The following is a 25,339-nucleotide window of genomic DNA, read 5'->3' as shown; positions in this document are numbered from 1 at the left end:
TGCAACTGCCCTTCGGGTGTTCTATGCATTGTGCAAAGACACAATTGCAGACCGGAGTTTTTGCAATATGACATCTGCCGCGATACTTGAGAAATTGATTGCCTTTGACACCGTCAGCCGCAACTCGAATATGGAGTTGATGGGTTATATATCTGATTATCTTAGTAATTTCGGTGTGACGTCCGAACTTATCCCGAATGAAACAGGCACCAAGGCGAACCTTTATGCAACAATCGGGCCTGCAGACCGTGGCGGGGTGATGTTGTCCGGGCATACGGATGTTGTGCCAATTGATGGTCAGAACTGGACGAAACCCGCGTTCAGGCTGACATGCGAGAATGGTAAATACTACGGTCGCGGTACAACCGATATGAAGGGTTTCGTCGCCTGTGCGCTTCGGGCCGCGAAAAAAGCAAGTGAAAACAAGCTACTTACGCCCCTGCATCTGGCGTTTTCATATGACGAGGAAATTGGCTGTCAGGGCGTTAGATCTATGATTGACATGCTTGCCGTCATGCCTGTCCGGCCTGCAATGTGTATTGTCGGAGAACCGACAAGCCTTTCTGTTGCAACCGGGCACAAAGGTAAGGCTGCGTTTAAGGCATGCTGTACCGGGCGCGAAGGTCATTCCGCCTTGGCACCAATGGCATTGAACGCGCTGCATCTTGGGTGTGATTTTGTAAGTGTTTTGCGTGATGTGCAGACCCAGTTGCGCGAGAACGGTGCGCGGGACGCGGACTATGACGTACCCTATACAACAGTGCATGCCGCCAAGATCAACGGTGGCGTCGCGCTAAACATCGTGCCGAACCGCTGTGACGTTGACTTTGAAATTCGCAATGTTGCGCAGGATGACCCGACGAAAATCTTGGCAGACATCAAGGCCGGTGCCGCAGCAATTGTTGAAAAGGCAAAATCGCAGGCATCCGAAGCAGACATCGCAATCGAGGCAGGGTTTTCCTATCCGGGCCTGAACACGCCAACCGATGCTGGCGTTGTTGAATTCGTTAAATCCCTGACCGGGGCAAATGCAACGAACAAAGTATCCTTTGGCACCGAAGGCGGTTTGTTTTCCGAGCGGTTGGATGTGCCAACGGTTGTTTGCGGCCCGGGGTCTATGACGCAGGGCCATAAGCCAGACGAATATGTCGAAGTTGAGCAGATTGAACGGTGCGACGCTATGCTTGATACATTGCTGAACCGTCTGGTTGCCGGCCTTTAGGGATCTCCGGCGACGCCGTAGCTAGGTGCTATAGAAGGATTGATCGCGCGGTTCAGGTAGTCTTGCATCTGAGGTTCATAGTCCGTCCAGAGCCTTCGTAGCTCCACAATCGGATCAACATCGTGCCAGTCAACGCGCAGGTCAACCAGCGGAAACGGTTGATCGCCAGAAACCAGAAGGGCGGCTGAATGCACAGGACCTTCTTCACCACCTGCTGCAATTCCTCCTTCGATCCCTTGCAGCAATCGCTCTGCCAGATGCGTCGTGGGGTTTGCGTTGAAACCATCTGTGATAGCCTTGGCAATTGCAGCGCTTGACAGAAGATTACCGGCGGCGACGCAATCGGTATCTTCGCTAATCGCGTTGGTGCCAAGGATATGCGCACCGGTAAAATGGGCGGTGGAGCCGTTCGTATCAATTGCCGTGAGCTGCCGATAATCGATATGCGGACGATCCCGAATAACACTTTTGATTGCAGTCTCGGCATCCTGCCCTGACTGGAGCGCATCCAGAACCAATATTCCGAGATTTGGATCGGTGATGTTTTGCGTTGCGACTGCCCCAACGCCAGCACGGACATGGGGGCATCTGGCGCCAACGCAGATTGAGGACGTCGTGATCGCAACCCCAAACATGCCGGTTCTCGCGCATCGGCCTGCAATCGAAAATGTCATGCTTTTTCCTTTGGTGTTTTGCTCAGACGACGGGACAGGTATTTCTGAAAATCATGAATTTCACGTTCTAGCCAGCTAAGCTGCCCGGGCACTGCAAAATCAGATTTGGAACCAGCAAATATTCCTTCGACGACGCTGCGATCTTCCGTGTTCACATGGTCAAAGAATTTTATCAACTCTGCAACCCATGCATCGCGATCCGCAATGCTCGCCTCAACCTCCGGTGCTAAGGCAACGCCAAAGCGAACATCTACCTCACCAACCCCTTTCGGTCTAAGCGAGAGATACCAGAGGTGATCGGGCGCAAGAACATACATATGCGTCGGGAACACCGTGGGCAGAACTGATGTGTTTCGCCAATCCCCTTTAAGCGCGGTATTTTCCTCATGGGCTTTGCCGTAGGTAGCATCACCTGATTTCATGAAAGTCTGGTAGGTGAAGGTGTCATAAACCTCTTCGGGGAACATTGTTTTTTCAACAGGAAACCATGCCCCAACGGTTGCCTTGTGGGCGACTGGAAGGTGGTATCCCTCCATGAAGTTTTCGGTCAACAGTTTCCAGTTCGTTTGCCAGACATGGTCCTGGTTCACGACGGGAACGTAGTCTGCCATCCCGTATCGCGCGACAACTTTGTCCAATGGTGCGAGCGCGTCTTTTACAGGTTTGGCGTCGGGGTTCAGGGTAACATAAATCCAGCCATTCCAAATTTCGGTTCGAATTTCGGGCAGACAGATTTTGCTTTTGTCGAAACCTTCGGAACGCTCCATATAGCCGGCACCGATAAGTTGGCCATCATGTCGGTAGGTCCATGCGTGATAGGGGCAGACAACGCGTGAAGTTCGCCCACGCCCTTGGAGCAATTGCATCATCCGGTGGCGGCACACGTTGGTATAGGTTCTTACCCTGTCGGATTTATCCCGGATGCAAAAAACTGGCTCCCCGGCAATCGTATAGGTCAGGTAATCACCCGTTTTGGGAATTTCGGCTGCGAGGCCGGGGCACACCCAGTCTTTACGAAAGATCTGCGTCTCTTCGACCCTGGCGATGCTTTCATCCCAATACAATGCGGGAGATAGGCCCGTTGCTTTCGCCAGAGGCTTCTTCGCCGTTTTAGCGAGGTCTTTTAACAGTTGGGCCAAGGAGGGAGCTGTCGATATCATGGCAAACCCTTTAGTCCGGTATGACAGCGGTTACTTCGATTTCGACGACCCATTCCGGACGGGCCAGTGCCGGAACGACGAGCCCGGTTGAACAGGGGTGAACACCCTTAAGCCATTTCCCCATTTCACCGTAGACAGCGTCGCGGTAGCGAATATCGGTCAGGTAAACCACGATCCGGCAAATGCTATCCATCGTTGTTCCTGCTTCTTCCAAAAGCATCTTGATGTTCTGCATTGTTTTTTCGGTTTGCTTGGCTGCGTCGCCAACATGAAGCGAGTCGCGTGTGTCCAGATCTTGCGAAACCTGCCCGCGCAGAAAGACCATGGTGCCGCGGGCGATCACACCCTGGCTCAGGTCATTGTTCAGGTTTTGCTCCGGGTAGGTTTCCTTGGTGTTAAACGGACGAATACGTTTGTGCATCGTGGTGATCCAATATGTTCTGCAGTATCTTTATCGCAGATTTGGTTTCAGTGTTTTTTTGCGCCCCAGACGTTGTCTGACAAACCGGCCGCTTTATGAGCAAAGTCGAGCGGGCCATTCCAGTCAAAATTGCGATAAACCGCCGCCAGCTGGGCAAAGGGTGGAGATTGTGCAAAAAGCTGGAACGTCAAACGGTGACCCGCGTAATCCGAGTTCAGAAGGTCGCGTCCAAGGGCGAGCAGTTTACGCCGGTCGTCCGAAATCCAATCGTCATTGATGGTGTAGAACTTATCAAGCCAAGGTTTCGTCTCCGGGTTTTCAAATGATGCGGCGTCAGGTGTCACACAAAGTTGCCCACCGCACAGTTCGCGCGCCAGATGCATCATGCGGGGCAGGTTGGTAAGCGCATGAACACGGCCAGACATCAGCATCGATTGATGTGGCATCAGCAATCCATTTGGGCTTTTCTCGGCCATCGCAATTGATGCGGTGAGGAATGCATCTATTCCTTCCCGCCAGACTGCGAGTTCGGACAGCTTTTCCTGAACCGCCTGTTGTTTGTCGAGCCCGGTTTGTCTCACATTCCAGAGCGCGGTTCCGATGATGAGGTCTGCGTAAGACAGCGTGCGTTGCACAAAAGGAAACGCGGAATACCGGTGCAGCGTTGCCCTGATAAAGGCCGCAGCGCGCGTGTGCTGGTAGAAAAGAACGTCTTCCCACGGCACAAGCACATCATCCAGGATCATCAGCGTGTCGATCTCGTCACAACGACTGGACAGCGGGTAGTCGGCGGCGGGGGCGCGGTCGGCAAAGCCTGATCGGCAGATGTGTTTCACGCCGGGTGCGTCCATTTTGACGATACAGCCAAGCGCATAGTCAGAAAGCTCTGCATTTCCCCAATTGGCGATGGTCGGTTTCAGAAAAGCCTGATTGGAATAGGAGGCCGCGGTTTCATATTTTGCGCCCCGGATAACGATACCGGCGTCGGTTTCTTTTACGACATGAACCAGCATGTCAGGGTCTTGTTCTTGCGGCGCTTTGGAACGATCACCTTTCGGGTCCGTGTTTGCGGATACATGGAACGGATCATTCTTGATGGCCTGATGAATGTGACGCTCTATGTTTTCGGCAAACCTTGGGTCGATTTCATTCAGGATGTCCTTGCCATCCCAGAGCGACCACATTTCGCCAATCGTTTCATCACCAACGCGTGTTACAATGCCGCCGATGTCATGCATCTGCAGGTCGACTGCATCGCGTTTGTCCTGCCAGTCTTTTTTCTCATAGGGCAGTCGCAACCCGATGGCATAGCGTTCGCCATCTTCTTCATAAGTTGTGGCAGTCTGCGTTTTCTCATCGTGCTGCATGTCGTAAATTCGCGCACGAATATCGACGACGGGCTTCATCAGTCGATGAGTTGTTACGTCCTTGACGCGCTCACCGTTAATCCAGACCTCGCGGCCATCACGAATAGAGTCCCTGTAGAAATCGCCAGTCCGGATCATGAAACGCTCTCTTTTTATTATCTAATTCCAAAAATGGGGGTCTGATGGCCAAAAAAATCTGAAGACCACTCCCCCGATTCCAAGTTTCAAATTAACCCTCATTGAGTTCTTGGAATAAGTAAAATTCAATCTTTATTAAGATTGCATAGTTTTATACTATTTAGTCATGATCCAATACTCACTAAGACAGCTGGAATATCTGGTCGCCTGCATTGACACAGGGTCGGTTGCCGGGGCTGCACAAAAACTGAACGTCTCTCAACCCTCAATATCGGTAAGCATCACGAAGCTGGAGGCGACGCTGGGTGTACAGTTGTTGATCCGGCATCATGCGCAGGGGGTCAGCCCAACCGCGGCGGCAGAGCGCCTTGTACAATCCGGACGCAATTTGCTTAGCCATGCCTACGAGCTTCAGCGTCAGGCGCATCTGGAAGGCGAAGCGATCTCAGGCGAATTGTGTGTTGGAAGTTTCATAACCATCGCACCATCCTATCTGCCAAGAGTCATCAAGAACCTCAAAGGCGTTCATCCTGAAATTCAAATTCAGTTGCGCGAAGGTACACAGGACCAATTGGTCAGCAAGCTTCGTGATGGCCTTCTTGAAATGGCTTTTCTCTATGATGAAGACCTGCCCGAAGATCTGCGAAAGGTGGAGTTGGCAACGGTTTCACCCTACGTGCTGCTGCCCCGACATCATCCACTGGTAAAAGGGAAATCCGTTTCGCTTTCAGAGCTTGCACCAGAACCTTTCATTTTGTTGGATGTGCAGCCAAGTCGACGTTATTTTACAGGGCTTTTCGAGGCTGAGGACCTGACACCCAATATAGCCTATTCATCTTCGTCGCTTGAAACGGTGCGCGGACTCGTTGGCTGCGGGCTTGGATATTCTTTGCTTGTGACACGCCCAAAAGGGGATCTGACTTATGATGGTGCCGCGCTTGTTGTGAGGCCAATCAAAGAAATGTCTCGCAAAAGCAGGATCGTTCTTGCGAGCCTGAATGCGCTTCGCCCAACGCAGATTATGAAGAGCTTCGAGGAATTCTCTGTCGCGCATTTCAAAGCTGGTTGAGCGCTGAACGAAAAAGCGTTTGGCAAATCCCTAAGTTCTGTAGCTAAGTGTGGGAAACTGCCCCGTTGGGGTTTCACAAAACCTGCGTATGACTGACGGACTGCTACATGAATGAATACGACTACATCATCGTGGGTGCGGGTTCGGCGGGTTCTGTCCTGGCAAATCGGCTTTCTGAAAATGAAAAGAACAGCGTGCTGGTGCTAGAGGCTGGAGGTTCAGATTGTAGTTTCTGGGTTCAGTTGCCGATTGGGTATGGCAAAACCTTTCACGACGAGCGGTTCAATTGGAAATACACAACAGAGCCTGACCCCGGATTGAACGGCAACCGGATCTACTGGCCACGCGGCAAGGTTATGGGCGGGTCCAGTTCGATCAACGCAATGGTTTATGTACGCGGGCACCCGCTGGACTATGATGACTGGGCCAAGGTAGCACCCGGGTGGGGCTGGTCCGACGTCGCCCCGATATTCCGCAAGGTGGAAGACTGGGCCGGAGGGGCCGATGGAGTGCGGGGTGAAGGTGGCCCACTTCATGTGCATGATATTTCAAATGAGGTGCACGGGCTTACGCGCACATATCTTACCGCTGCCAAACAGGCAGGCATCAGGTTCAATCTGGACTATAATGGCGAATATATGGAAGGGGCGTCACTCTACCAGATCACAACCCGCAATGGTCGACGTGAATCAACATCTCGCAGTTATTTGCGGCCCGCATTGCGGCGTCGAAATCTTGATCTGCAACTCGAGGCACATGTCACTCGTGTTCTTTTTGAAGGCCGCCAAGCCAGTGGTGTGGAATTCACGCAAGGCGGGGAAAAGAAAACAGCGAAGGCAAAGCGCGAAGTAATTCTGTGTGGTGGTGCGATAAATTCACCCCAGCTTTTGCAGCTATCCGGGGTCGGGCCAGAGAGCCTATTGCGAAACTTGGGCATTCCGGTTGTACAGGCATCACCAGAAGTTGGCCGTAATCTGATGGATCATCTGGGCTTTGGGCATCACTACAAGGCGAATGTTCCAACACTAAATCAAGACTTAAATTCTGTCTTGGGGAAGCTTAGGGCAGGCCTGCAATATTTGCTCAGGCGTTCAGGTCCTCTCTCACTCAGTCTAAATCAGGGTGGGGGTTTCGTTCGGATTGATACAAACGCTGACAGACCAGACACGCAACTTTACTTTTCGCCGTGCAGCTTTACCTCGGCGCCGGTCGGGACGCGGCCGGTGATGACTCTTGATCCGTTCAAAGGGTTCATGATTGGCTTCAACCCGTGCAAGCCGACCAGTGCCGGCCATTTGAGAATCCGCTCAGCCGATCCGTTTGAAACGCCTGAAATGCATGCAAACTATCTGGCAACGGAATATGATTGCCGGATTATGCTGGCAGGGTCAAAACTGCTTCGAAAAATTGCCCGAAGCCCTGCGCTTGATGCGGCTATTGAGCTAGAAATTCCAGTGGCTACATCTGCCATGCAGGATGATGAGTTGCTGTCGTTTATCCGTGAAAATGCGTCTACGGTGTTTCACCAATGCGGAACGTGCCGGATGGGGACAGACGCATCGGCCAATGTTGTGGACGCACGACTTCGGGTACATGGTGTCCACGGTTTACGTGTTGCGGACGCCTCGGTTTTTCCTACTATTCCTACAGGCAACATCAATGCCCCGGCCATTATGGTTGGGGAAAAGGCTGCAGAAATTACTCTGGAAGATGCGCATAGCTGAAAGGTGTCCGATGAAGATCAGGAAAATTGAGAGTTTCAGCAATGAATTTGTAGGATTCGTGCGCGTAACGGCCGAGAATGGGGCACAAGGCTGGGGTCAGGTTTCAACCTATCATTCTGACATTACCACGCAGATATTGCACCGTCAGGTGGCCCCCTGGACGCTTGGCAAAGACACGGGCGATCTGGACGACTTGCTCGATTTTATTTTCGAGCGCGAGCATAAGTTCCCCGGATCCTACATCAACCGGGCTATGGGTGGTCTGGAAACGGCGATCTGGGACATGCGCGGCAAGCAGGCGGGCAAATCTGTTTGCGAACTTTTAGGTGGAACACCAGGGACAATTCGGGCTTACGCCTCGTCCATGAAACGCGACATAACGCCGAAAGACGAAGCAGAGCGATTAAAGCGATTGCGTGACGAAAAAGGGTTTGATGCATTTAAGGTTCGGGCAGGGGCGGAAGTTGGTCGCAATCAGGATGAATGGCCGGGCCGGACTGAAGAGATAATACCGACCATGCGCCGTGAACTTGGTGACGACGTTGACCTGCTGATAGATGCGAACAGTTGTTATTCGCCTGACCGCGCCATCGAAGTGGGGCATATTTTACAGGATAACGGCTTTTGCCACTATGAAGAACCCTGTCCTTACTGGGAGTTTGACCAGACCAAACAGGTGACTGATGCTTTGGATATCGACGTAACGGGCGGTGAGCAGGACTGCATGATCCCGACATGGAAACAGATGATTGACAACCATATTGTCGATATCGTTCAGCCCGATGTAATGTACATGGGTGGTATCAGCCGCACGATGCGCGTGGTGCGCATGGCAGAGGCCGCTGGCCTGCCGGTCACGCCGCATTGCGCGAACCTGTCGATGGTCACTTTGTTCACAATGCATTTGCTACGCGCCATTCCAAACGCAGGGAAGTATCTGGAGTTTGCGATTGAAGGGCCAGACTATTATCCGTGGCAGGACGGACTATTTGTTCAGTCACCATTTGAGATTGAAGATGGAAAAGCCCGTGTCACGGACGCACCCGGTTGGGGCGTTGAAATCAACCCGGAGTGGCTCGCGAAATCCGCTTATCAGGTAAGCGAAGTTTAGACCGGCATACCGGACAGTTTCGCCATAAGCTCAAAGCCGTTCTTTGCTTCGAATTTTTGCAACAACTTAGCGCGGTAGACTTCTACCGTTCGTGGTGACAGCGCCAGGTCCTGCGCAATTGCCTTTGTTGGCAGTCCTTGCGTCAAAAGCATTGCGACCTGCCGTTCGCGTCGTGTTAATTTTACCATCGGGCGGCTGTCAGAGAGATCGACGAAACTCCAGACACAATGGGTAAACGGGTGCTTCGGGTCTTCGGATTGCCCACGTGCGCGGCACCAGAAAAGTTCGCCGTTTGCGCGCTTCATGATGCGTTCATCCTGATAGCGACCATTGGTAAGCATCTGTGCCCTGCCAAGTTTGCCGATGTCCAGAAATTCCTTGTTGCTTGGATAGAGCATCGAGAGCAACTGCCCTTCAAGTTCCTCTGCGGCATAGCCGAAGATTTCGCAAAATCGGCGGTTGCAACGCTCCACAATCCGCTCTCGCGTCACGACAAGCCCGATAGGTGCCATGTCAAAGCCAAAATTGTTTTCTTCGGGTTCTGTGCTGTTCGAAATTTTCGCCAAACTACGTAGTCTCACTAATTGCGCGGTTCAGTGAGGATGGGAATACTCTGCCGCGTAGTCAAGTCAGAGGAAATATCATGGACGCAAGGATCGTTGGATGGGGCCACACGCCCTTTGGCCACCTTAAGGAAAGCACGCTTGAAGACATGATCTTAGATGTCGCGAAGCAAGCGGTTTCACATGCTGGTGTGGAGTATGAGGACATTGACGGCATTTGGCTGGGGCATTTTAACTCCGGTATGGTGAGTGATGGTTTCGCCTCGTCCCTTGCACTGAACGCAGATGATGCTTTGCGTTTTAAGCCTGCCGTGCGGGTGGAAAACGCATGTGCCTCGGGGTCCGCTGCCATTCATGCAGCGCGCAATGCAATCCGTGCAGGAGACACAAAGATCGCGCTTGTTCTTGGTGCAGAAAAGATGACCAATTGCGATACCGAAAAGGTCACAGAGGCACTGGCAGGCGCGTCTTATCAAAAGGAAGAAGCTGGCGTTTCCTTCCCTCAAATTTTTGCACAATTCGCGCAAAGTTACTTTCAGCAAAATGGCGATCATTCAAAAACCCTTGCTCGCATAGCTGCTAAAAACCACGCGAATGCGGTGAGCAACCCGCTTGCACATCTGAAAAAAGACATGGGGTTTGAGGCATGCAACACGGTGAGTGAGAAAAACCCGCTGATTGCGGCCCCGCTTCGCATGACCGATTGTTCGCTCATCAGTGATGGCGCGGCCGCGCTGATTTTGGTGGCAGACGATATTGCCGAAAACTTTGAGCACAACATCGCATTTCGTGCGGCGGTGCAGGTAAATGACTACCTGCCAATGTCGCGCCGCGATCTGCTTGCGTTTGAAGGGCCAACTGAGGCATTCTCTCGGGCGTTTGAACAGGCGGGAGTCGCACTGTCAGACATCGACTTTGCGGAAGTGCACGATTGTTTTACAATCGCGGAGCTTTTGATCTACGAGGCTATAGGGCTTACCCCACGCGGGCAGGGCGCGCGGGCAATTGCCGAGGGGACGGTTTATGCCGATGGTGCCTTGCCGGTGAATCTTTCAGGCGGGTTGAAAGCAAAAGGCCACCCTGTAGGCGCTACTGGTGTTTCGATGCACGTTCTTGCGGCCCAACAACTGACGAACAACGCAGGCGATATGCAAAAAGATGGCGCGGAGCTTGGTCTGGTGTTCAACATGGGTGGCTCTGGTGTTGCCAACTATTGCAGCATTCTCGAAAACGGGAAGTGACATGAACCTTGCAAATTGGCTGATAAGAACTGCAAACCTACATCCGGATCGTCCCGCGCTAATCAAAGGCACGACCGCCTGCGCAAACTACGAAGAGTTTGCACGACGTGCGGCGGCAATTGGTGGATACTTAAAAAATGAATTGGGTGTTGGAACGGGCGACCGTGTCGCTGTTTTCATGCCAAATTCAACAGAATATCTCGAGGTGCTTTACGGCATTTGGTTTGCAGGTGCTGCCGCTGTACCAATCAACGCCAAACTGCATGAAAAAGAAGCCACCTGGATCATCGGAAATTCCGGTGCTGTAGCTGTGTTTACTAGCGATAAGTACCGGGCAGCTCTTGCAGAAACACCTATAGACAGTGCCGTGCCGCTTATTTCTGTGGATCGTGACGAGTATGCGTCGCTATATGAAACAGAGCCGCTTTCATCACCCGTCACGATAGGGCAGGATGATCTGGTCTGGCTGTTTTACACATCGGGAACCACCGGAAAGCCCAAGGGAGTCATGATTTCATCGGCCAATATACAGGCGATGACCATGTCATACTTTGTTGATGTTGATGAGGTCAGTGTTTCTGATGCGGCCCTTTATGCAGCGCCAATGTCACATGGGGCAGGGCTATATAACTTTATGCATGTTATCCGTGCGGCGCGGCACGTGGTGCCAGAGTCTGGTGCGTTTGACGCTGACGAAATTCTGGGAATTACACCGCAGCTAGATAACGTTTCGATGTTTGCCGCCCCCACCATGGTGCGCCGTTTGGTAGAGCGCGCCAAAGCACTGGGCAGCCGGGGCGAGGGTATCAAGACAATCGTCTATGGCGGCGGCCCGATGTACCTTGCCGATATCATTGATGCGGTTGAGGCGATGGGACCACGCTTTGTACAAATTCTTGGACAAGGCGAATGTCCAATGTGCATCACGGCTCTTAGTCGCGACCTTGTCGCTGATCGTAAGCATCCCAACTGGCGTAAGCGACTGTCAAGCGTTGGGGTTGAACAAAGCATGGTAACGGTCCGAATTTGCGGTGCCGATGGGCAGGAATTGCCAACGGGTGAAATTGGCGAGATTTGCGTTGCTGGCGTGCCCGTCATGCTCGGCTATTGGCAAAACGAGAAAGCCACAAGCGAGACGATCATCGACGGCTGGCTGCGGACAGGTGATATGGGTGCGATGGATCAGGACGGTTTTGTCACGCTGCATGATCGCTCAAAAGATGTTGTGATTTCGGGCGGCAGTAATATCTACCCGCGCGAGGTCGAGGAAGCCTTGCTTTTGCACCCAAATGTTTCCGAAGTGTCCGTTGTCGGCAAACCAGATCCGGAATGGGGTGAAATCGTTGCGGCGTTCGTTGTTTCAGACGGGGTTGATTCAGCAGTGCTTGATGCCTTTTGCCTTGATCAAATAGCACGTTTCAAAAGGCCAAAACTCTATAAATTCGTGAGCGAACTGCCAAAGAACAACTATGGTAAGGTTCTGAAAACTGAATTGCGCGCGCAGCTTGAAAGTGAGGGGTAAGATGACAGTTAATTCACTAGAAGGCCGGGCAGCCTTTGTTACCGGATCGGTACAAGGAATCGGGCTGGCGGTTGCCAAATCCCTTGCCAGCGCTGGCGCAAATGTTGCACTGCATGGTCTTGCAAACCCCGAACAAGCAGAGGCTGCCATGGCAGAGGTGCGTGCCGCGGGTGCACCTGATGTGATCTTTCTCGACACCGACCTCAGCAAGGCTGGGGCAATTGACGGAATGGTCAAAGCGCTGCGCGATTGGCGCGAGATTGATATCCTGGTCAACAATGCGGGCATTCAGAAAACCACGTCGATTGCGGATGCCACCGCTGAAATCTGGGAGTCGGTTCTTGCGGTGAACCTGAGTGCACCGTTTCACATCATGCGCCATCTGATGCCATCAATGGCGGAGCGTGGCTTTGGCCGGGTGGTCAACATCGCGTCAGTGCATGGCTTGGTTGCTTCGCAAAACAAGGCACCCTATGTGTCCTCCAAATTTGGCCTCGTCGGGCTTAGCCGTGTTGCGGCGCTTGAATATGCGTCGGCTGGGTCAAGGTCGACCGGAGGTGTGACCGTCAACTGCATTTGCCCGGGTTGGACGGAAACCGCGATTATCGAGCCACAGATTGCAGCGCGCGCAGCAGAGTTAGGTGGTGACAGGGATAAGGGCGTTGCAAGCCTTCTTGCGGAAAAGCAGCCGAGCCTGCGCACCTCGGACCCTTCTGAAATTGGAGAGCTTTGTGTCTGGCTGTGCAATAAAGTGGCCCACAACGTAACCGGAACGTCTATTCCAGTTGACGGTGGCTGGACGGCGCAGTGAAAAATAGTTCGATTTGCATATTGGAAATTACTGTTGGTGTTCGTCCGAGTGAACCATCGATTGTTCAGTTAGCATAGCTGCGTCGGATCATCATTTCGACTTCGCTTTTCATCTGCCTGAATAGAATGTGATTAATCTCAACTAAGCCTAGAAATATGGGGTTAGATTAGGTGAGATGATTTTGCAGAACTACTTGGCCTGGGTGCAATGCGGTTTACGATGAAATTAAGGAACACAAGCTTTTGCACAGTAGTACTTGGGAGTTTTGCTTTAGCGCCCATAGCAAAATCTGAGGTCGTACAGTGCGAGAATTTGGAGATCAGCGTCGATTCATCTGACAACGCTCTTGCCCAGCACATCTGCCAAGTTGCAGAACAGGCACGTGATCAGTTGAATGCGTGCCATCTGTTTCAGGCGGAACCAGTTCAAATTAAAATTACAGAGCAACCAAGGCTTAACCATTTTGATTGCTTGGGTGTGTTTAGGTGTGAAGACTCTGTTGTCGAAGTCATTAGACCATCCCGTATTCCTGAAGTTTTGGTTGAGGATGACCCGCTTATACTGATTTCAGAAAATATCGTTTTTGACAGTGTTATCGTGCATGAATTGACCCATGCTTTTGCGCATCAAACGTTAACAACAAGAAGTGGAAGTGTCGCTCAGGACGAGTATTTAGCTTACGCAATGCAGTTTGAATTTATGCCTGAAGACGCGCGAAATGTTATGCTAGAGACGCGCTCAATCGCAACAGATGTCACTCTGGATTCGCTCAATGAAATGATCTTGATGTTTGCACCCACTTTGTTTGGCTTGCGCGCTTGGACGCATTTTAACTATGAGAACAACGGATGTGAGTTTTTCCAGCTTATTCTGGACGACAAGGTGAATTTCGCACCGGAATTTGAGTGACGCAAAAGAGCGCATTATCGACCGCACACAACTAGTGGCTACCTGTCGTTAGCGAGTCTCTCTCAGTCGTTGTGCTGCAATACTGGAACGGTTTTCTATTACCGGTTCTGCCTGCAATGTTGCGAGAAATTCGATTTAAGGCAAAACGAAAATCTTCGCATAGATATCTGTCTTTTCGGGTGAAAAGGGACCTACTCTAGCGTCTTGGGTGGGGTGAAACGGCACTCAGGCGGTCCGCTTTTGATCAGGACGTACGACAAACAATTTATGATTGGTTTTCGTACGCGCTAAAAAATTAGTTCAAGCCGAAAGCTTTTAAGTGGCCTCAGAATCTTTCAGGTCCTGACCCCTGGCTGTGTTCACACGACCAATGGCAAACGACGTTGCCGCAGGTCCCAGAACTTCGAAAAAGACCGTCGTTCCAATTGTGAGTGCCATGATTGTTTCAGCCCAGTCCGGAAACTGTTTGCTTGCGACCAATGCCATACCAACCGCCACCCCGGCTTGCGGCATCAGCGCGGCACCGTACCACGGGCGCTCAGATTTTGGTACGCCAGCAACCTGAGCACCAAACCATCCACCCACAATTCGGGACACGCACCGGAAAACCACATAGGCAACCCCGATCCACCCAATCTTGATAAGAATAGCGGGTTCCAGCGAAGCGCCCGCAAGAATGAAAAACAGGATCATAAAGGGCCATTGGATATGTTCTATTTCATGGAAAGCGCGTTTATGGTGGCGTGCCCGATTAACGATTATCACACCAACAGTCATGCCGCTTATCAAGTATGAAAGTTCCAGCCAGATCGAAAACCCCGCAGTTAGAAAGACAAGAGCGAGCGCTTCGATTTGCAACGGTTCTCCCCCTGTTAGTCGCCCTGTTAGATATGCGGCGGGAAACCCGATTACAGCCCCAAGCAGGATTGAACCACCAAGTTCGCGGGCGACGCCAGAAAGTATCTCTGCGTCGCCGCTTCCGTTTAATTGATGCACAACTACGACAATCAAACTGAAAGCGATTAAACCCCACGCATCGTCGATCGCAACGATACCTTTCAGTGTTTTCGGGAATGCGCCCTTTGCGCCGGACTGGCGTATGACATCTTGGGTTGCTGCGGGGTCAGTTGCTGTCGCGATAGCACCAAGAAGCAGGGCAATTTTTATGTCCATTCCCAGCAACCAAAGCCCAACGCTAACAATGGCAAGCGTTGCAAGCACAATAGAAACCGATATTGCGACAATTGGTTTTCCATGCTTTCTCAGATTTTTTGTTGTCAAGGATCCGCCAAGCAGAAAAGCGACCATGGTCAATGCCACGATTGAAAGAAACTCGTACCAGGCTTCAACTTCGGTTGGGATGACATCAAAACCAGCGCCGCCCGCGATGATACCGCAGCCCAGTAAAAGCGTGACGCGTGGCAGACGTGTCTGATGCCCTACCTGATCAGCGGCAAGCCCGGCAACGAAGAGGGTTCCGAGCGAAATAAGAATGACTGCCAGATCCATTGAGTGGTGCCTCCTTTGGTATCTAGGTCATGGATAGATAAGCAGATTAAACGCGTCAGGGGAAACGTCTTTCATTTAATTTTCATTAACTGCCATGAATTGGCAACAAGGTTCTCAACGATTAGTAAATTGTTAAGGTTTTGACTGTGTAAGCTGCACAATCAATTCCTGAAATTCTGAACGATTATCAGGTCGTTTCCAAGTTGCACGCGTCAATACAAGACAGGAACGTACATTTGGTAAAACTCAGTCAGAAACTGCGGTGTTACGCGTTCTGGATACAAAAAATGAGTTGAACCAAATTGCAATTTCCAGTCAAAACAGCCAGCTTAGGGCCAACAGCAAAATCAAGGACGTTTGAAAAATGAGTTATGACAGCGACAATGTTTTCGCGAAAATACTGAGGGATGAAATTCCCTCCATGCGTGTATATGAAGATAGTGAAACGCTTGCCATGATGGACATCATGCCACGCGCGGACGGGCATGTTCTGGTGATTCCAAAGACACCGGCTAGGAATATGCTGGATGCGTCGGCTGAGCAGATGGCTGCTTGTTTGAACACTGTGCAAAAAATCAGCAGAGCCATGATGCAAGCGTTTGAGGCGGACGGTGTGACAGTTCAGCAATTTAACGAGACTGCTGGAGGTCAGGAAATTTTCCACTTGCATTACCACGTGTTGCCGCGTTTCGAAGGGGTCCGGTTGCGTCCTCCCGGCAATATGGAAGATGCTGAGGTTCTGAAAGCAAACGCTGAAAAAATTCGCGCTGCTTTGTCTGCTAAGTCATAGATTGTCTCATTGCGTTTCGTACGGTACGGCAAGTTATTTTACCGTGCCGTTCCTTCAACGAATGTCCGACATTCACGATTGCCTCGTTCGCGGGACCAGCTCTGCGCCAAGGTCGGCCAGTGAATACTCGACCGATGGCGTCGACGCTGGGTTTACATCCCTTATAACGACGCCGTTAGGTTCCAGTTCTCTTAACCTACGTGTCAGCCTGAACTGGCATTTGCCGATCTCTATTCCACAGGTTTTTTGACCCTCATATAGCACTACAGACTCTGGCAGATCATCTCAAAGGTCTTTGATATTTTAAAGAGTTCCGAAACCGTCTGAAAGGACCAGATATATCTTACGTTAATATCTAACTAACCCCAGAAAAAACGACACTCGAAAACAAAGACCGGCTTATAAAAGGAGCGACCGATTTGCTGGTGGATGTTTTGGGTAAATCACCTGCAACGATATTTGTGGTGATCGATGTTGTGGAAATCGAAGACTGGGAGCTTGGAGGGCTCCCTGTACATGAATACCGAAAACAGCAATAGTCTTAGGTAAGAAGCGCGCCTCAAAAGTCTGGGCGCGCTTTCAAGTTGTAACTTGGCAGGCTGTGGATCAGATTGAAACAACGCTTTCTTCTGGTTTATGAAGCGAAATTACAGTGACAACTGCAGCGCCATTCAGCCAATAGAAAAGTGCGTCAATTCCGCTAAAGCCAAAAAGTGTTGGCGCAGCCAGGAAAGTCAGACCAACTGCCAAGTCAACACCCATGTGAAACTTATAGGGCAGTATGCGGACAACACCCAAATGGTGGTCTGTCAAAAGGGTCAGAACAAAAGCGGCGACACCAGTTACGACAGAAAGCCAGAGTGCGAACACGTTACTATCCCCAAGACCAAGGACAAAAGGGAGTGTGATTAGGGCCATAGCGACGGGATAGTCCAGGTATGCGTGGATGGTTTTTGTTACAAAACGTAGGGACATGATCATTTTCCATTCGTGAGTTCAAATAAAGATACGGTCGGACGTCGTCTCGACGTGAGTGGAATTTATGATCAGAAGTTTGTACGATCAAAGCCAGAACGTACGCAATATTATGCAGATCGTTCAGTTCATATCTGAATAGAGAACGAGCGTGCTTTTTCTGATTATGAAACTTAGTGAACTGATCTGAATGCGGCAGGTGTTAGCCCAACCTCTTTCTTGAACACCCTCGAAAATGCAGATTCCGAAGCGTAACCTGTCAGTTCCGCGACGTCCGACACATTGAGGTTGCGTTCTGCAAGGCCCTGTCGGGCGATCTGCATGCGCCAGCTTGTCAGATATTGCATGGGTGTCACTGTCATTTTGCGTGCGAAAAGCTGGGCAAATCCCGTGCGTGATAAACCCGCGACCCGTGCAAGGCTTTCGACGCTCCAATTCTTTGCTGGGTCCTTGTGAAATGCTGTTAGGGCACGCGATAGATGCGGGTCAGCAAAGCCGGACAGGGCTGTGTCATCAGAGGCCTGCTTTTCGATATGGGCGCGAATGGCCTGGGCAAAGATTGCTTCGGACATCTTGAGTGCAATAAGATCGCCCCCTAACCGTGCGACTCCAGCTTCGTTGCCGATCACACGCAAGGTTGCCTCCATCCAGGTGCCAGCATCTTCGCCATAGTTTTGGATATGAACAAAGGATGGCAGGCGTTCAATGATCAGGTGACGCGACCCCGGAGCGAACGAAAAATGCCCACAGATTAACTGAGCTTCATGTTCCTCGTCCGGGCCGCCATGCACCAAAACGCCTTCGCCGGTGTAACCGGATTCTTCCAAAACCCTGTCCAGCTTCATAACGTTTTCCGGCAATGTTGTGTGGCAGTAAAGGCTATGGCCCACGCCATGTGGGATGATGACAAGATCGCCCTGCGCTACTTTCACGGTTTCACCGGTCTCCGTCAGGCGAATGATGCAGTTTCCGCGATGTGCAAAATGAAACCTCGCAACATTTTCAAAGGCAGGGACTTCCACACCCCAAGGCGCCGTAAAGCTGGTGCGGAAGTAAAGTGTTCCCTTGACGGACAAGCGGGTGAGGATATCGCTGAGCAAATCTAACATAGATTTCACATTACAGATTAAATCGTTTTCGTCCAGAGTTCTGAACGATTGAGCAGATACTTTGAACCCCACGGCATTCTAAGTTCAACTTAATTGGCGTTTGTTGATTACGTTGACACACATTGGGAGAAACCAAAATGAAGGCCACTATTCTTTCCGTACTTATCGCTACTGCCACTGGCATGGGTGCTGTACACGCAAGCGGACCATCAGAACTAAACGATCTGGAAATCGCGCATGTTGCATACACCGCTGACAACATCGACATTCGTTATGCACATCTGGCGCTCGCCATTTCGCAAAACCCCGAAGTGCGCAACTTTGCGCAAACGATGATCAACGACCATGAAGCGGTCAACGAAGCCGCGCTCGCTTTGCTCGAAAAGCTTGGTGCACAGGCGCAAGACAATGATTTTAGCCAAACCCTGAATGAGAACGCCGAGGTGATCATCAATGATCTTGCAGCCCTCAGAGCGGAAGAGTTTGATATGGCTTACGCGTCGAACGAACTAGCCTATCACAAGGCGGTTAACGACCTTGTCGAAAACACTTTCATCCCAAGCATCGACAACGCCGAAGTGAAAGCGTTGTTCCAGCAAGGTCTTGAAATCTTCAAAGTCCACGAAGGCCATGCTGAAAGCATGGTTAGCTCTCTGAAATGAGGCAAGTTTCAAGACGTCAAATCCTAACCAATGCGATGGCTTTGCCCATCGCGTTGGCTGTTTTTTCTCGGCAAGGGCGGGCGCATGAATCCTCGAAACTGCACGAGGTTGATATTGTAAACTTTGCTTTTGTTCCCGAAACGATTTCAGTGCATCCCGGCGATCGGATCGTGTGGACGAACCGTGATCTGAGCCCACATACGGCGACTGCTGAAAGTGGGGACTGGGATACAGGGGAGCTTGGGCAGGGCCAAAGCGCAGAACTCGCAGTGACCGAGGACATGGTTGGCTCATTTTTTTGCACCTTCCATCCAAATATGAAAGGCCAGCTCGTTCTTAGTTAATGTTTTTTAGCGAATCCCATCGGTGCGAATTATGGGAGCTCGCGACGCCAATGCCCGGTCATCGTCCCTAACTTCTGGTCGGGCATTCGAGGCTCCCTGCTGCTGCCTTTGGGCAGCAGCAGGGAGCCTCAATTTCAAATTAGTCGGATTACTCAGCCGCTGTTGTTGCTGTTGCGCTGTCGTCCAGCGTTTCGTTCAGTTCCATATGGCCCTCGCCTTTTGAAAAGACCCGACGCAACATAGGCTCAAAGAACTCCAGTGGTTTGGTTGGGTAATTGGGGTCAAAAGAGGTCTGGTCGTATGTATGGCAGAAATACTTGCAGTCCTCATAGTATGGGCTGTCCTTGTACTTTTCACGCGCGTTCCGATCACCGCCCAGAAAGTGGTTGTAGTAGTACCCTTGAAAAACGCAGTGATGCTGAATGATCCAGTGAGCTTTTTCCGAAACGTAGGGTTTCAGGATCGCCGCAGCCAGCTCTCCGTGGTTGTAGGGCGACAGGATATCGCCAACATCGTGGATAAGCGCTGCGATGATAATTTCTTCGTCAGCACCGTCTTCATGCGCGCGGGTCGCTGATTGCAGACAATGCTGGTAGCGGTTGACCGGGTAGGGGGTCCACTCTTCGTCAAGTGACCTGATGCTGTCCAGCAACCTGTCGACAAGACCGGCATTGTAGTCATCTTCATAATCCATGACCGCAAGGAAGTCTTCCTTGGTTGCGTTTTCAAAGCTGGTCCAGGTGGGTTTGTGGCTTTTGTCTAGCATCTGCATTTCCTTTGTTAGCGTTGAGAAAACATTAACGTTAGTTGAGTAACAAAAAAAATGAATTGATTTAATCAATTCGAACAATAATATTTCTCAGTTATGCAGATCAGAAACTTTGAAACATTTCTAGCAATCGCTGATTTTGGCGGCTTTCATGGTGCCGCGCAGCATCTGAACGTCACTCAAACAGCCGTAAGCGCACGGATCAAGGCGCTGGAAGAGACGCTGGGTACGCAGCTGTTTAGCCGCGGGCCGGGTGGAACGCGCCTTACGGCCTCTGGCCGTCAGTTTCGCCCCTACGCCGAGCAGATGCTGAGAACATGGAGCAACGTGCGTGTCGAACTGTCCGGCCAGTATAAAAACCGCCTTTCATTGCGTTTGGGGACGCAGCTTAGCATTTGGGACCCGCTTTTGGTGGACGTTGCAATCTGGCTTGAGACGGAGCTGGGCAAGCTGCCCATGACGCTTAATTACGATCACTCGATGAACATGCACGAGGCGGTTTGCCAACAGTTGGTCGATATTGCAATTACCAATGATGCCCCCGTTGGAACGCGGTTTGGTGTGGTGGAATTGCCCCCAGAAAAGCTTTTGCTTGTGTCAGACAAGGCATCGGACTTCGAGGATGGTGACTTCCCACTTTTCATGAACCTAGAACTTGGGGCGCAATACCAGGCCCAGTTGCAGGATATCCTGCCAGAGCGTAGCCAGCAGCATATTTTCCTTGGAAACGCGATGATGGGGCTGCGTTATCTGACGAAACGCGGCGGGATCGGATATTTCCCTGTAAACATGCTGGAAGAACCACTATCAAAGGGAGAATTGTACCTTGTCAGGCGTGCTCCGGAAATTGTGTTGTCTTGCTATGCAGTTCACCTACCTGAAAATCCCGCACGTGCGCAGATCAAAGAGGTTCTTTCCGGATTTGTTCAGCTTCGTTGATAGTTTTGCCGTTTGAGGATTTACTCATAAGGCATGAAGCCCGGATAGGGTGCGCGGGTAACCGTTTCATGTACCATCGCCGTTAATGTAGTCAGGTCAAAGATCGGCATTTTCAGGTGCTTCTGCAGAAGATGCGCATAGGGTGGCATATCGGTGCATTCCAGAACCAATACCCGCATGTCGGGATTATTACGGACCAGTTCAGTGGCAGATTCGAGCACTTCGGCCGCGATTTTGTTCAGATCCATCGCATTGCGTCTGCCTTGTAGGATTACCTCGGTGAACTCGGGCTGATGTTCCATGCCTTGAACCGCAACGGGAATGCCTGCAGCGCCAACAGATTCGAAATGCCTGTCAGTCAGGCTTTCGCGGCAGGCAGTCAAAACGCCAACCGGGCCTTTGCGCCCGGCAATGTTGTAGGCCAAAGGAATTTGAATAAGACTTGAGGCGAAGACAGGAATGTTTACAGCATCGGACAGTTCTTGCTGAAAAATGGCAAGAAAACCGCAACTACCGGTGATCGCACGCGCTCCTTCCCGTTCTAGATGCTGTGCCGCTTTGATAAAGGGTGCAAGGAATTCGGGTGAGGGGTTTGCCAGCAAGTCTTTTATCGATGCTCCGACAACCGTTTCGTAGAGCACCGGAAATGGAAGGCTTGATGGGTTTTTGATATGTCCCGGTGGTTTTGGAAAACCTGAATCAAGGCATAATACCCCGATTGAAACACCACAGATGTTCTGTCCACCTTGATAAATCATTCACTTGGTCCGTCTGTAAGGGGAAGTGCTAAAACCGATCGATCCGATAAGGCGAAAGCTCTGTATTGCTCCGTGCCTCTAGCACCGCGTCAGCCACCAGTTCACCTGTCTTGGGAGCCATCATCAGCCCGTAGTGGCTATGGCCAAAGGCTGCAAATAGACCGCTCTGCCCGGGAATGGGCCCAATTGCAGGCAGGCTGTCAGGGAATGACGGGCGCACACCCATCCAGCTTTTCGTCACTTCTGTATTGAGGTCAGGTAGCATTTTTTTCGTCTGTCCAATCAGCATCTGTGCCCGCTTCTCTGTGGGGGGGGCGTCTAGCCCTGCAAACTCTGCTGTTCCGGCAGAGCGAAGGCCGCCCTCCATCGAACTTGAAACGAATTTGAAGTCCGCATCCATGACGGAATTGTTCAGCTCAACACCGGGATTTTCAAACATGATATGGTATCCGCGTTCGGCCTGAAGCGGTATGCTGAGACCCAGCGGTTTTAAAAGGTTTGCCGACCAGGCACCTGCAGCAACCACGATCTTTTCCGCAGGAAAGGCCCCCTGATCAGTGGTGATCAGCCACGTGTTGTCAGATTTTTCAAGACCCCTGACTGTTGCGCGCAAAACCTCCCCTCCAAGAGACAAGAACTTTTCTGTCAGCACTTGTCCAATCCGTCCGGGGTCGCGTGCGCGTGCCTGACCCTTTATTAGTATCGCTGCCTTGTAGTCAGGCGATATCGCTGGTTCCAACCGACGTAGTGCTTCACCGTCAACGACTTCTACCTGCGCACCCTTTTCACGGCGTAAATCCCAACTTAGGCCCGCAACGCTTGCTTGTTTTGGATTGCGGTACACGTGAACGTAGTAGCTGTCTTCGATCAGGTTTTCATGGCCCGTACCAGCAAGGTGTCTTCTGAATAGTTCAATGTTTGAAGTGTTCAATGTCTCCATTGCATCTGAAATTTCGCGCACGCGTTTTGCACGTCCGGCATAAAGAAATCTAACGCCCCAAGGCAGAAATCGCGGCATATAGCTTAGCGGTAGCCGAATTGGGCCTTCGGGGTCTATCAGCCAGCCTGGGATGTTCTTCCAAAGCCAGGGAAGGGATTGGGGTACGACAGACCAGGGTGAAATGACCCCGGCGTTTCCAAAAGACGCGCCCTGCCCAGGTTCATCCCGATCAATCAGTTTTACGCTTGCACCACGTTCAACCAAAGCGAGCGCCGTGCAAATTCCCACTATACCCGCACCAACAACGGTTACAGGAGGGGACTGAGTTTCAATTTTCATTCTGGGCTCACGCGTTGATTGTTTTTCGAACCTGAAGTTGCTGTTGTAAAAACACCGGAACCAAAAGAACAAGCGAAATCAGATCGCTTTGACCAGACGGGGCCACCAGAAACAGCCCGCCAATGGCCGCAATAACGCGCCAGATGCCATTCAGAGGGGCTAAAAAGAAACCTGAGACCGCTGTTGCGATTACAAAGACACCAGCCGCGCAGGTCAGTGAAACCTGCAGGAAGGACAGTAACGTGAAGTATTCGGGCAGAACGATCAGCATCGTTGGTGCGTAGACAAAAACCATCGGCACCATTAGTTTTCCCAGCCCCAGTGTGAACGCACTAATACCGGTGCGGAACGGGTTTGAGCCGGCAATACCAGCTGCTGCATAGGCTGAGGCACAGACCGGCGGCGTAATCTCGGAAATAACCCCATAGTAAAGTACGAACATATGCGTTGCGAGCGCGGGAACACCCAGTTGCGAAAGTGCTGGCTGCGCGACAGATACCAGCATGATATAGAGCGCCGTCGTCGGCAAGCCAGCTCCCATCAGGATACAGGCGATTGCTATCAGCACGAGTGATAGGAACTGCTGAATTCCGGCTTGTGAGAAAGCCTCAGAAGGAATCCACCCAAGTAACGGATGAAGGACAGCAGCCATATCAGCGGCGCCATTGGTCACCATAAAGCCGAGGCGGAAACCCACACCAGTTGTGTTGATAACCCCAACGACAATTCCAACAGCTGCCGAAGCCGCGCCCACGGCGAGCGCATATTGAACGCCGACATGGAAGCTATCAAAGAGATCGCGGAAATTCTGACGCTCATTGCGATGAAGTGAACCAAGTATTGTGAGCGCGGCAAGAACGCCCGCCAAATTTGGCGAAAATCCTTCACCGCTCATGGGGGACGCTTTCCAGAAAATGAAACCCAGCAAGGCGAAGGGAACGATCAAGGTTTTGGGTTTGTCCAAGGCACAAAACCCGACGACGACACAAAGATTGAGACCCATGAACGCAGCCATATTTGGGGAATAACCAGAGAACAGAACAATCAGCAAAGCGATCAACGGAATAATTGTGAACCAGCCTTCACGCCAGACTTTGATGAGATTGGGTAATTCATCTTTCGTGTATGTCGGCAGGTTAAGACGTTTAGCAGTGAAATGAACAATCGACATGACACCGATGTAGTGCATCATCGCAGGAACGATCGCGGCAATAACGATTGTTGTGTATGGCACCTCAAGATACTCGGCCATCAGAAAGCTGGCAGCCCCCATAATTGGCGGTGTAATTTGCCCACCTGCACTTGCGGCCGCCTCCACACCACCAGCGAAATGGCCGGGGTAGCCCATTCTTTTCATATTCGGAATCGTGAGCGAGCCGGTCGAAACCGTATTGGCGATGGAAGAGCCGGATATCGTGCCAAAGAAAGCGGATGAAACCACTGAAACTTTCGCTGGCCCGCCCGTGTAGCGGCCTGCTGCGATCATGGCGTTGTCGACGAAAAATTGACCAAGCCCCATGCGCTGGGCAACAACGCCAAACAGCACAAAGTGGAAAACGACCGTCGAAACAACCCAGAGCGTGACGCCGAAGATACCTTCGGCCGGGAAATACATGTTGTTTACGAACTGGTGCCAGTCGACCCCCGGATGGCGCAAAATCTGAGCGGGCATGTAAGGGCCAAACAGGGCGTAGATCATGAAGACGCTGATAATCATTGGCAGCACAAATCCGATGGTGCGCCGTGCAATCTCAAGGACTGCCAAAATCAGAACAGATCCGAAAAACACATCAAGCCCGGTTGGGTTGCCTTGGCGTAGCGCCTGTTCAGGAATAGCCAGACCAAAACTATCTAAACCGCGCCAACTAAGCCATAAGAACAAAGCTGCGCAGACGCCAAGGATCATGATTGCCCAATCATAAATCGGGACGTTGCCTGGGGCTAGAATGCGTCCGGGGCGGTGCTCGTAGCTTTGTGCAAGCTTTAAAAGCGGGAAGCCGACGAATATAAAGATAAACAAACCGGAAAGGTGAATTCCCATGTGAACATGATCAACGGGTGTCCCGAAACCTGCTGTCCAAAGGTGATAAAGGGCAAAAGCGACCGTTCCCCAATACATGACTTTGGTCAGCTGAGGGCTGTTGTTCCGCGTCGCAAGAGCCGAGTCATATTTTCGCTCAAGCGCCTCTAGGGCTTTGGCGTCAAGTTCATGTGGGGCAGGCGAAGTCATACTGGTCACTCCGGATGGGGGGTGATTAAAAGGGGCAGGCCGA

General features: G+C 51.4%; 24 protein-coding genes and 1 pseudogene. 13 read left to right on the top strand and 12 right to left on the bottom strand.

Features of this window, described 5'->3' with window-relative positions; translation table 11 throughout:
• Window positions 1–67: 67 nt before the first annotated feature.
• Entirely contained in the window at window positions 68–1,222 is a 1,155-nt protein-coding gene (gene argE, locus MWU63_RS09005) for an acetylornithine deacetylase (RefSeq protein WP_213887656.1), read from the top strand.
• On the opposite strand, the gene MWU63_RS09000 is transcribed toward argE, so the two are convergent.
• From MWU63_RS09000 to MWU63_RS08985, 4 genes are read right to left on the bottom strand one after another with little or no spacing between them, the layout of a single operon-like run.
• The gene (locus MWU63_RS09000; RefSeq protein WP_213887657.1) at window positions 1,219–1,896 is read right to left on the bottom strand and encodes a DUF1028 domain-containing protein; all 678 of its coding nucleotides are present in this window, start codon (window positions 1,894–1,896) and stop codon (window positions 1,219–1,221) included. The genes argE and MWU63_RS09000 overlap by 4 nt on opposite strands.
• Complete coding sequence (locus MWU63_RS08995; RefSeq protein ID WP_213887658.1) at window positions 1,893–3,056, bottom strand: SRPBCC family protein; 1,164 nt, start codon at window positions 3,054–3,056, stop codon at window positions 1,893–1,895. Before MWU63_RS08995 ends, MWU63_RS09000 begins: the two co-directional genes overlap by 4 nt.
• 10 nt (window positions 3,057–3,066) lie before the next feature.
• Window positions 3,067–3,477: a RidA family protein gene (locus tag MWU63_RS08990; RefSeq protein ID WP_213887659.1), complete on the bottom strand. Its 411-nt coding sequence runs from the start codon at window positions 3,475–3,477 to the stop codon at window positions 3,067–3,069.
• A gap of 47 nt (window positions 3,478–3,524) precedes the next feature.
• Window positions 3,525–4,982, bottom strand: coding sequence for a 4-hydroxyphenylacetate 3-hydroxylase family protein (locus tag MWU63_RS08985; RefSeq protein WP_213887660.1), 1,458 nt, complete (start codon window positions 4,980–4,982; stop codon window positions 3,525–3,527).
• 166 nt (window positions 4,983–5,148) lie between these two features.
• On the opposite strand from MWU63_RS08985, the gene MWU63_RS08980 reads away from it, so the two are divergent.
• The 3 genes from MWU63_RS08980 (at window position 5,149) to MWU63_RS08970 (ending at window position 8,886) form a co-directional block, all read left to right on the top strand.
• Window positions 5,149–6,051, top strand: a complete 903-nt coding sequence (locus MWU63_RS08980; protein ID WP_247077618.1) for a LysR family transcriptional regulator — start codon at window positions 5,149–5,151, stop codon at window positions 6,049–6,051.
• A gap of 107 nt (window positions 6,052–6,158) precedes the next feature.
• Complete coding sequence (locus MWU63_RS08975) at window positions 6,159–7,775, top strand: GMC family oxidoreductase N-terminal domain-containing protein (RefSeq protein WP_213887662.1); 1,617 nt, start codon at window positions 6,159–6,161, stop codon at window positions 7,773–7,775.
• A 10-nt stretch (window positions 7,776–7,785) separates the two neighbouring features.
• Window positions 7,786–8,886, top strand: coding sequence for a mandelate racemase/muconate lactonizing enzyme family protein (locus MWU63_RS08970; protein ID WP_247077616.1), 1,101 nt, complete (start codon window positions 7,786–7,788; stop codon window positions 8,884–8,886).
• Here MWU63_RS08970 and MWU63_RS08965 read toward each other — a convergent pair.
• Window positions 8,883–9,452 (bottom strand): PAS and helix-turn-helix domain-containing protein, encoded by a 570-nt coding sequence (locus tag MWU63_RS08965; RefSeq protein WP_246531579.1) that lies wholly within the window; start codon window positions 9,450–9,452, stop codon window positions 8,883–8,885. The two genes, MWU63_RS08970 and MWU63_RS08965, sit on opposite strands and share 4 nt — an antisense overlap.
• A 77-nt stretch (window positions 9,453–9,529) precedes the next feature.
• Here MWU63_RS08965 and MWU63_RS08960 point away from each other — a divergent pair, with 77 nt between their 5' ends.
• The 4 genes from MWU63_RS08960 (at window position 9,530) to MWU63_RS08945 (ending at window position 13,932) form a co-directional block, all read left to right on the top strand.
• Window positions 9,530–10,690, top strand: a complete 1,161-nt coding sequence (locus MWU63_RS08960) for an acetyl-CoA acetyltransferase (RefSeq protein ID WP_213887664.1) — start codon at window positions 9,530–9,532, stop codon at window positions 10,688–10,690.
• Window position 10,691: 1 nt separating this feature from the next.
• Complete coding sequence (locus MWU63_RS08955; RefSeq protein ID WP_213887665.1) at window positions 10,692–12,212, top strand: AMP-binding protein; 1,521 nt, start codon at window positions 10,692–10,694, stop codon at window positions 12,210–12,212.
• Window position 12,213: 1 nt separating this feature from the next.
• Window positions 12,214–13,023, top strand: coding sequence for a 3-hydroxybutyrate dehydrogenase (locus tag MWU63_RS08950; RefSeq protein WP_213887666.1), 810 nt, complete (start codon window positions 12,214–12,216; stop codon window positions 13,021–13,023).
• A gap of 312 nt (window positions 13,024–13,335) precedes the next feature.
• A complete protein-coding gene (locus MWU63_RS08945; protein WP_213887667.1) occupies window positions 13,336–13,932 on the top strand; it encodes a DUF6639 family protein in 597 nt (198 codons plus the stop codon).
• 315 nt (window positions 13,933–14,247) lie between these two features.
• Here MWU63_RS08945 and MWU63_RS08940 read toward each other — a convergent pair whose 3' ends face one another.
• Window positions 14,248–15,441 (bottom strand): cation:proton antiporter, encoded by a 1,194-nt coding sequence (locus tag MWU63_RS08940; RefSeq protein ID WP_213887668.1) that lies wholly within the window; start codon window positions 15,439–15,441, stop codon window positions 14,248–14,250.
• Between the two features lie 364 nt (window positions 15,442–15,805).
• On the opposite strand from MWU63_RS08940, the gene MWU63_RS08935 reads away from it, so the two are divergent.
• Window positions 15,806–16,231, top strand: a complete 426-nt coding sequence (locus tag MWU63_RS08935) for an HIT family protein (protein ID WP_213887669.1) — start codon at window positions 15,806–15,808, stop codon at window positions 16,229–16,231.
• A 377-nt stretch (window positions 16,232–16,608) separates the two neighbouring features.
• A pseudogene (locus MWU63_RS08930) lies at window positions 16,609–16,770 on the top strand (tautomerase family protein); the annotation flags it as partial.
• Window positions 16,771–16,837: 67 nt separating this feature from the next.
• Here MWU63_RS08930 and MWU63_RS08925 read toward each other — a convergent pair.
• Together MWU63_RS08925 and MWU63_RS08920 are read right to left on the bottom strand one after the other, a co-directional pair.
• Window positions 16,838–17,206 (bottom strand): hypothetical protein, encoded by a 369-nt coding sequence (locus MWU63_RS08925; RefSeq protein ID WP_247077613.1) that lies wholly within the window; start codon window positions 17,204–17,206, stop codon window positions 16,838–16,840.
• A 173-nt stretch (window positions 17,207–17,379) separates the two neighbouring features.
• Window positions 17,380–18,315 (bottom strand): AraC family transcriptional regulator, encoded by a 936-nt coding sequence (locus MWU63_RS08920; RefSeq protein WP_213887672.1) that lies wholly within the window; start codon window positions 18,313–18,315, stop codon window positions 17,380–17,382.
• 137 nt (window positions 18,316–18,452) lie between these two features.
• Here MWU63_RS08920 and MWU63_RS08915 point away from each other — a divergent pair, with 137 nt between their 5' ends.
• Together MWU63_RS08915 and MWU63_RS08910 are read left to right on the top strand one after the other, a co-directional pair.
• Window positions 18,453–18,977 (top strand): DUF4142 domain-containing protein, encoded by a 525-nt coding sequence (locus MWU63_RS08915; protein WP_213887673.1) that lies wholly within the window; start codon window positions 18,453–18,455, stop codon window positions 18,975–18,977.
• The gene (locus tag MWU63_RS08910; protein WP_213887674.1) at window positions 18,974–19,321 is read left to right on the top strand and encodes a cupredoxin family copper-binding protein; all 348 of its coding nucleotides are present in this window, start codon (window positions 18,974–18,976) and stop codon (window positions 19,319–19,321) included. The genes MWU63_RS08915 and MWU63_RS08910 overlap by 4 nt, the downstream gene beginning before the upstream one ends.
• A 148-nt stretch (window positions 19,322–19,469) precedes the next feature.
• Here MWU63_RS08910 and MWU63_RS08905 read toward each other — a convergent pair whose 3' ends face one another.
• Window positions 19,470–20,087: an HD domain-containing protein gene (locus MWU63_RS08905; RefSeq protein ID WP_213887675.1), complete on the bottom strand. Its 618-nt coding sequence runs from the start codon at window positions 20,085–20,087 to the stop codon at window positions 19,470–19,472.
• 99 nt (window positions 20,088–20,186) lie between these two features.
• On the opposite strand from MWU63_RS08905, the gene MWU63_RS08900 reads away from it, so the two are divergent.
• Window positions 20,187–21,029 (top strand): LysR family transcriptional regulator, encoded by an 843-nt coding sequence (locus tag MWU63_RS08900; protein WP_213887676.1) that lies wholly within the window; start codon window positions 20,187–20,189, stop codon window positions 21,027–21,029.
• Between the two features lie 20 nt (window positions 21,030–21,049).
• On the opposite strand, the gene MWU63_RS08895 is transcribed toward MWU63_RS08900, so the two are convergent.
• The 3 genes from MWU63_RS08895 to MWU63_RS08885 are packed head-to-tail and all read right to left on the bottom strand — an operon-like array spanning window position 21,050 to window position 25,296.
• Window positions 21,050–21,787, bottom strand: a complete 738-nt coding sequence (locus MWU63_RS08895) for an aspartate/glutamate racemase family protein (protein WP_213887677.1) — start codon at window positions 21,785–21,787, stop codon at window positions 21,050–21,052.
• 28 nt (window positions 21,788–21,815) lie between these two features.
• Window positions 21,816–23,066: an FAD-dependent oxidoreductase gene (locus MWU63_RS08890; protein WP_213887678.1), complete on the bottom strand. Its 1,251-nt coding sequence runs from the start codon at window positions 23,064–23,066 to the stop codon at window positions 21,816–21,818.
• A 7-nt stretch (window positions 23,067–23,073) separates the two neighbouring features.
• On the bottom strand, window positions 23,074–25,296 hold the full coding sequence (locus MWU63_RS08885) for a TRAP transporter fused permease subunit (protein WP_247077610.1): 2,223 nt from the start codon (window positions 25,294–25,296) through the stop codon (window positions 23,074–23,076).
• Window positions 25,297–25,339 lie beyond the last annotated feature (43 nt).

Origin of the sequence: Pseudohalocynthiibacter sp. F2068 (assembly GCF_023015645.1) — a bacterium.
GTDB classification, from domain to species: Bacteria; Pseudomonadota; Alphaproteobacteria; order Rhodobacterales; family Rhodobacteraceae; genus Pseudohalocynthiibacter; species Pseudohalocynthiibacter aestuariivivens.
This window is presented reverse-complemented; position numbering and strand designations above follow the sequence as displayed.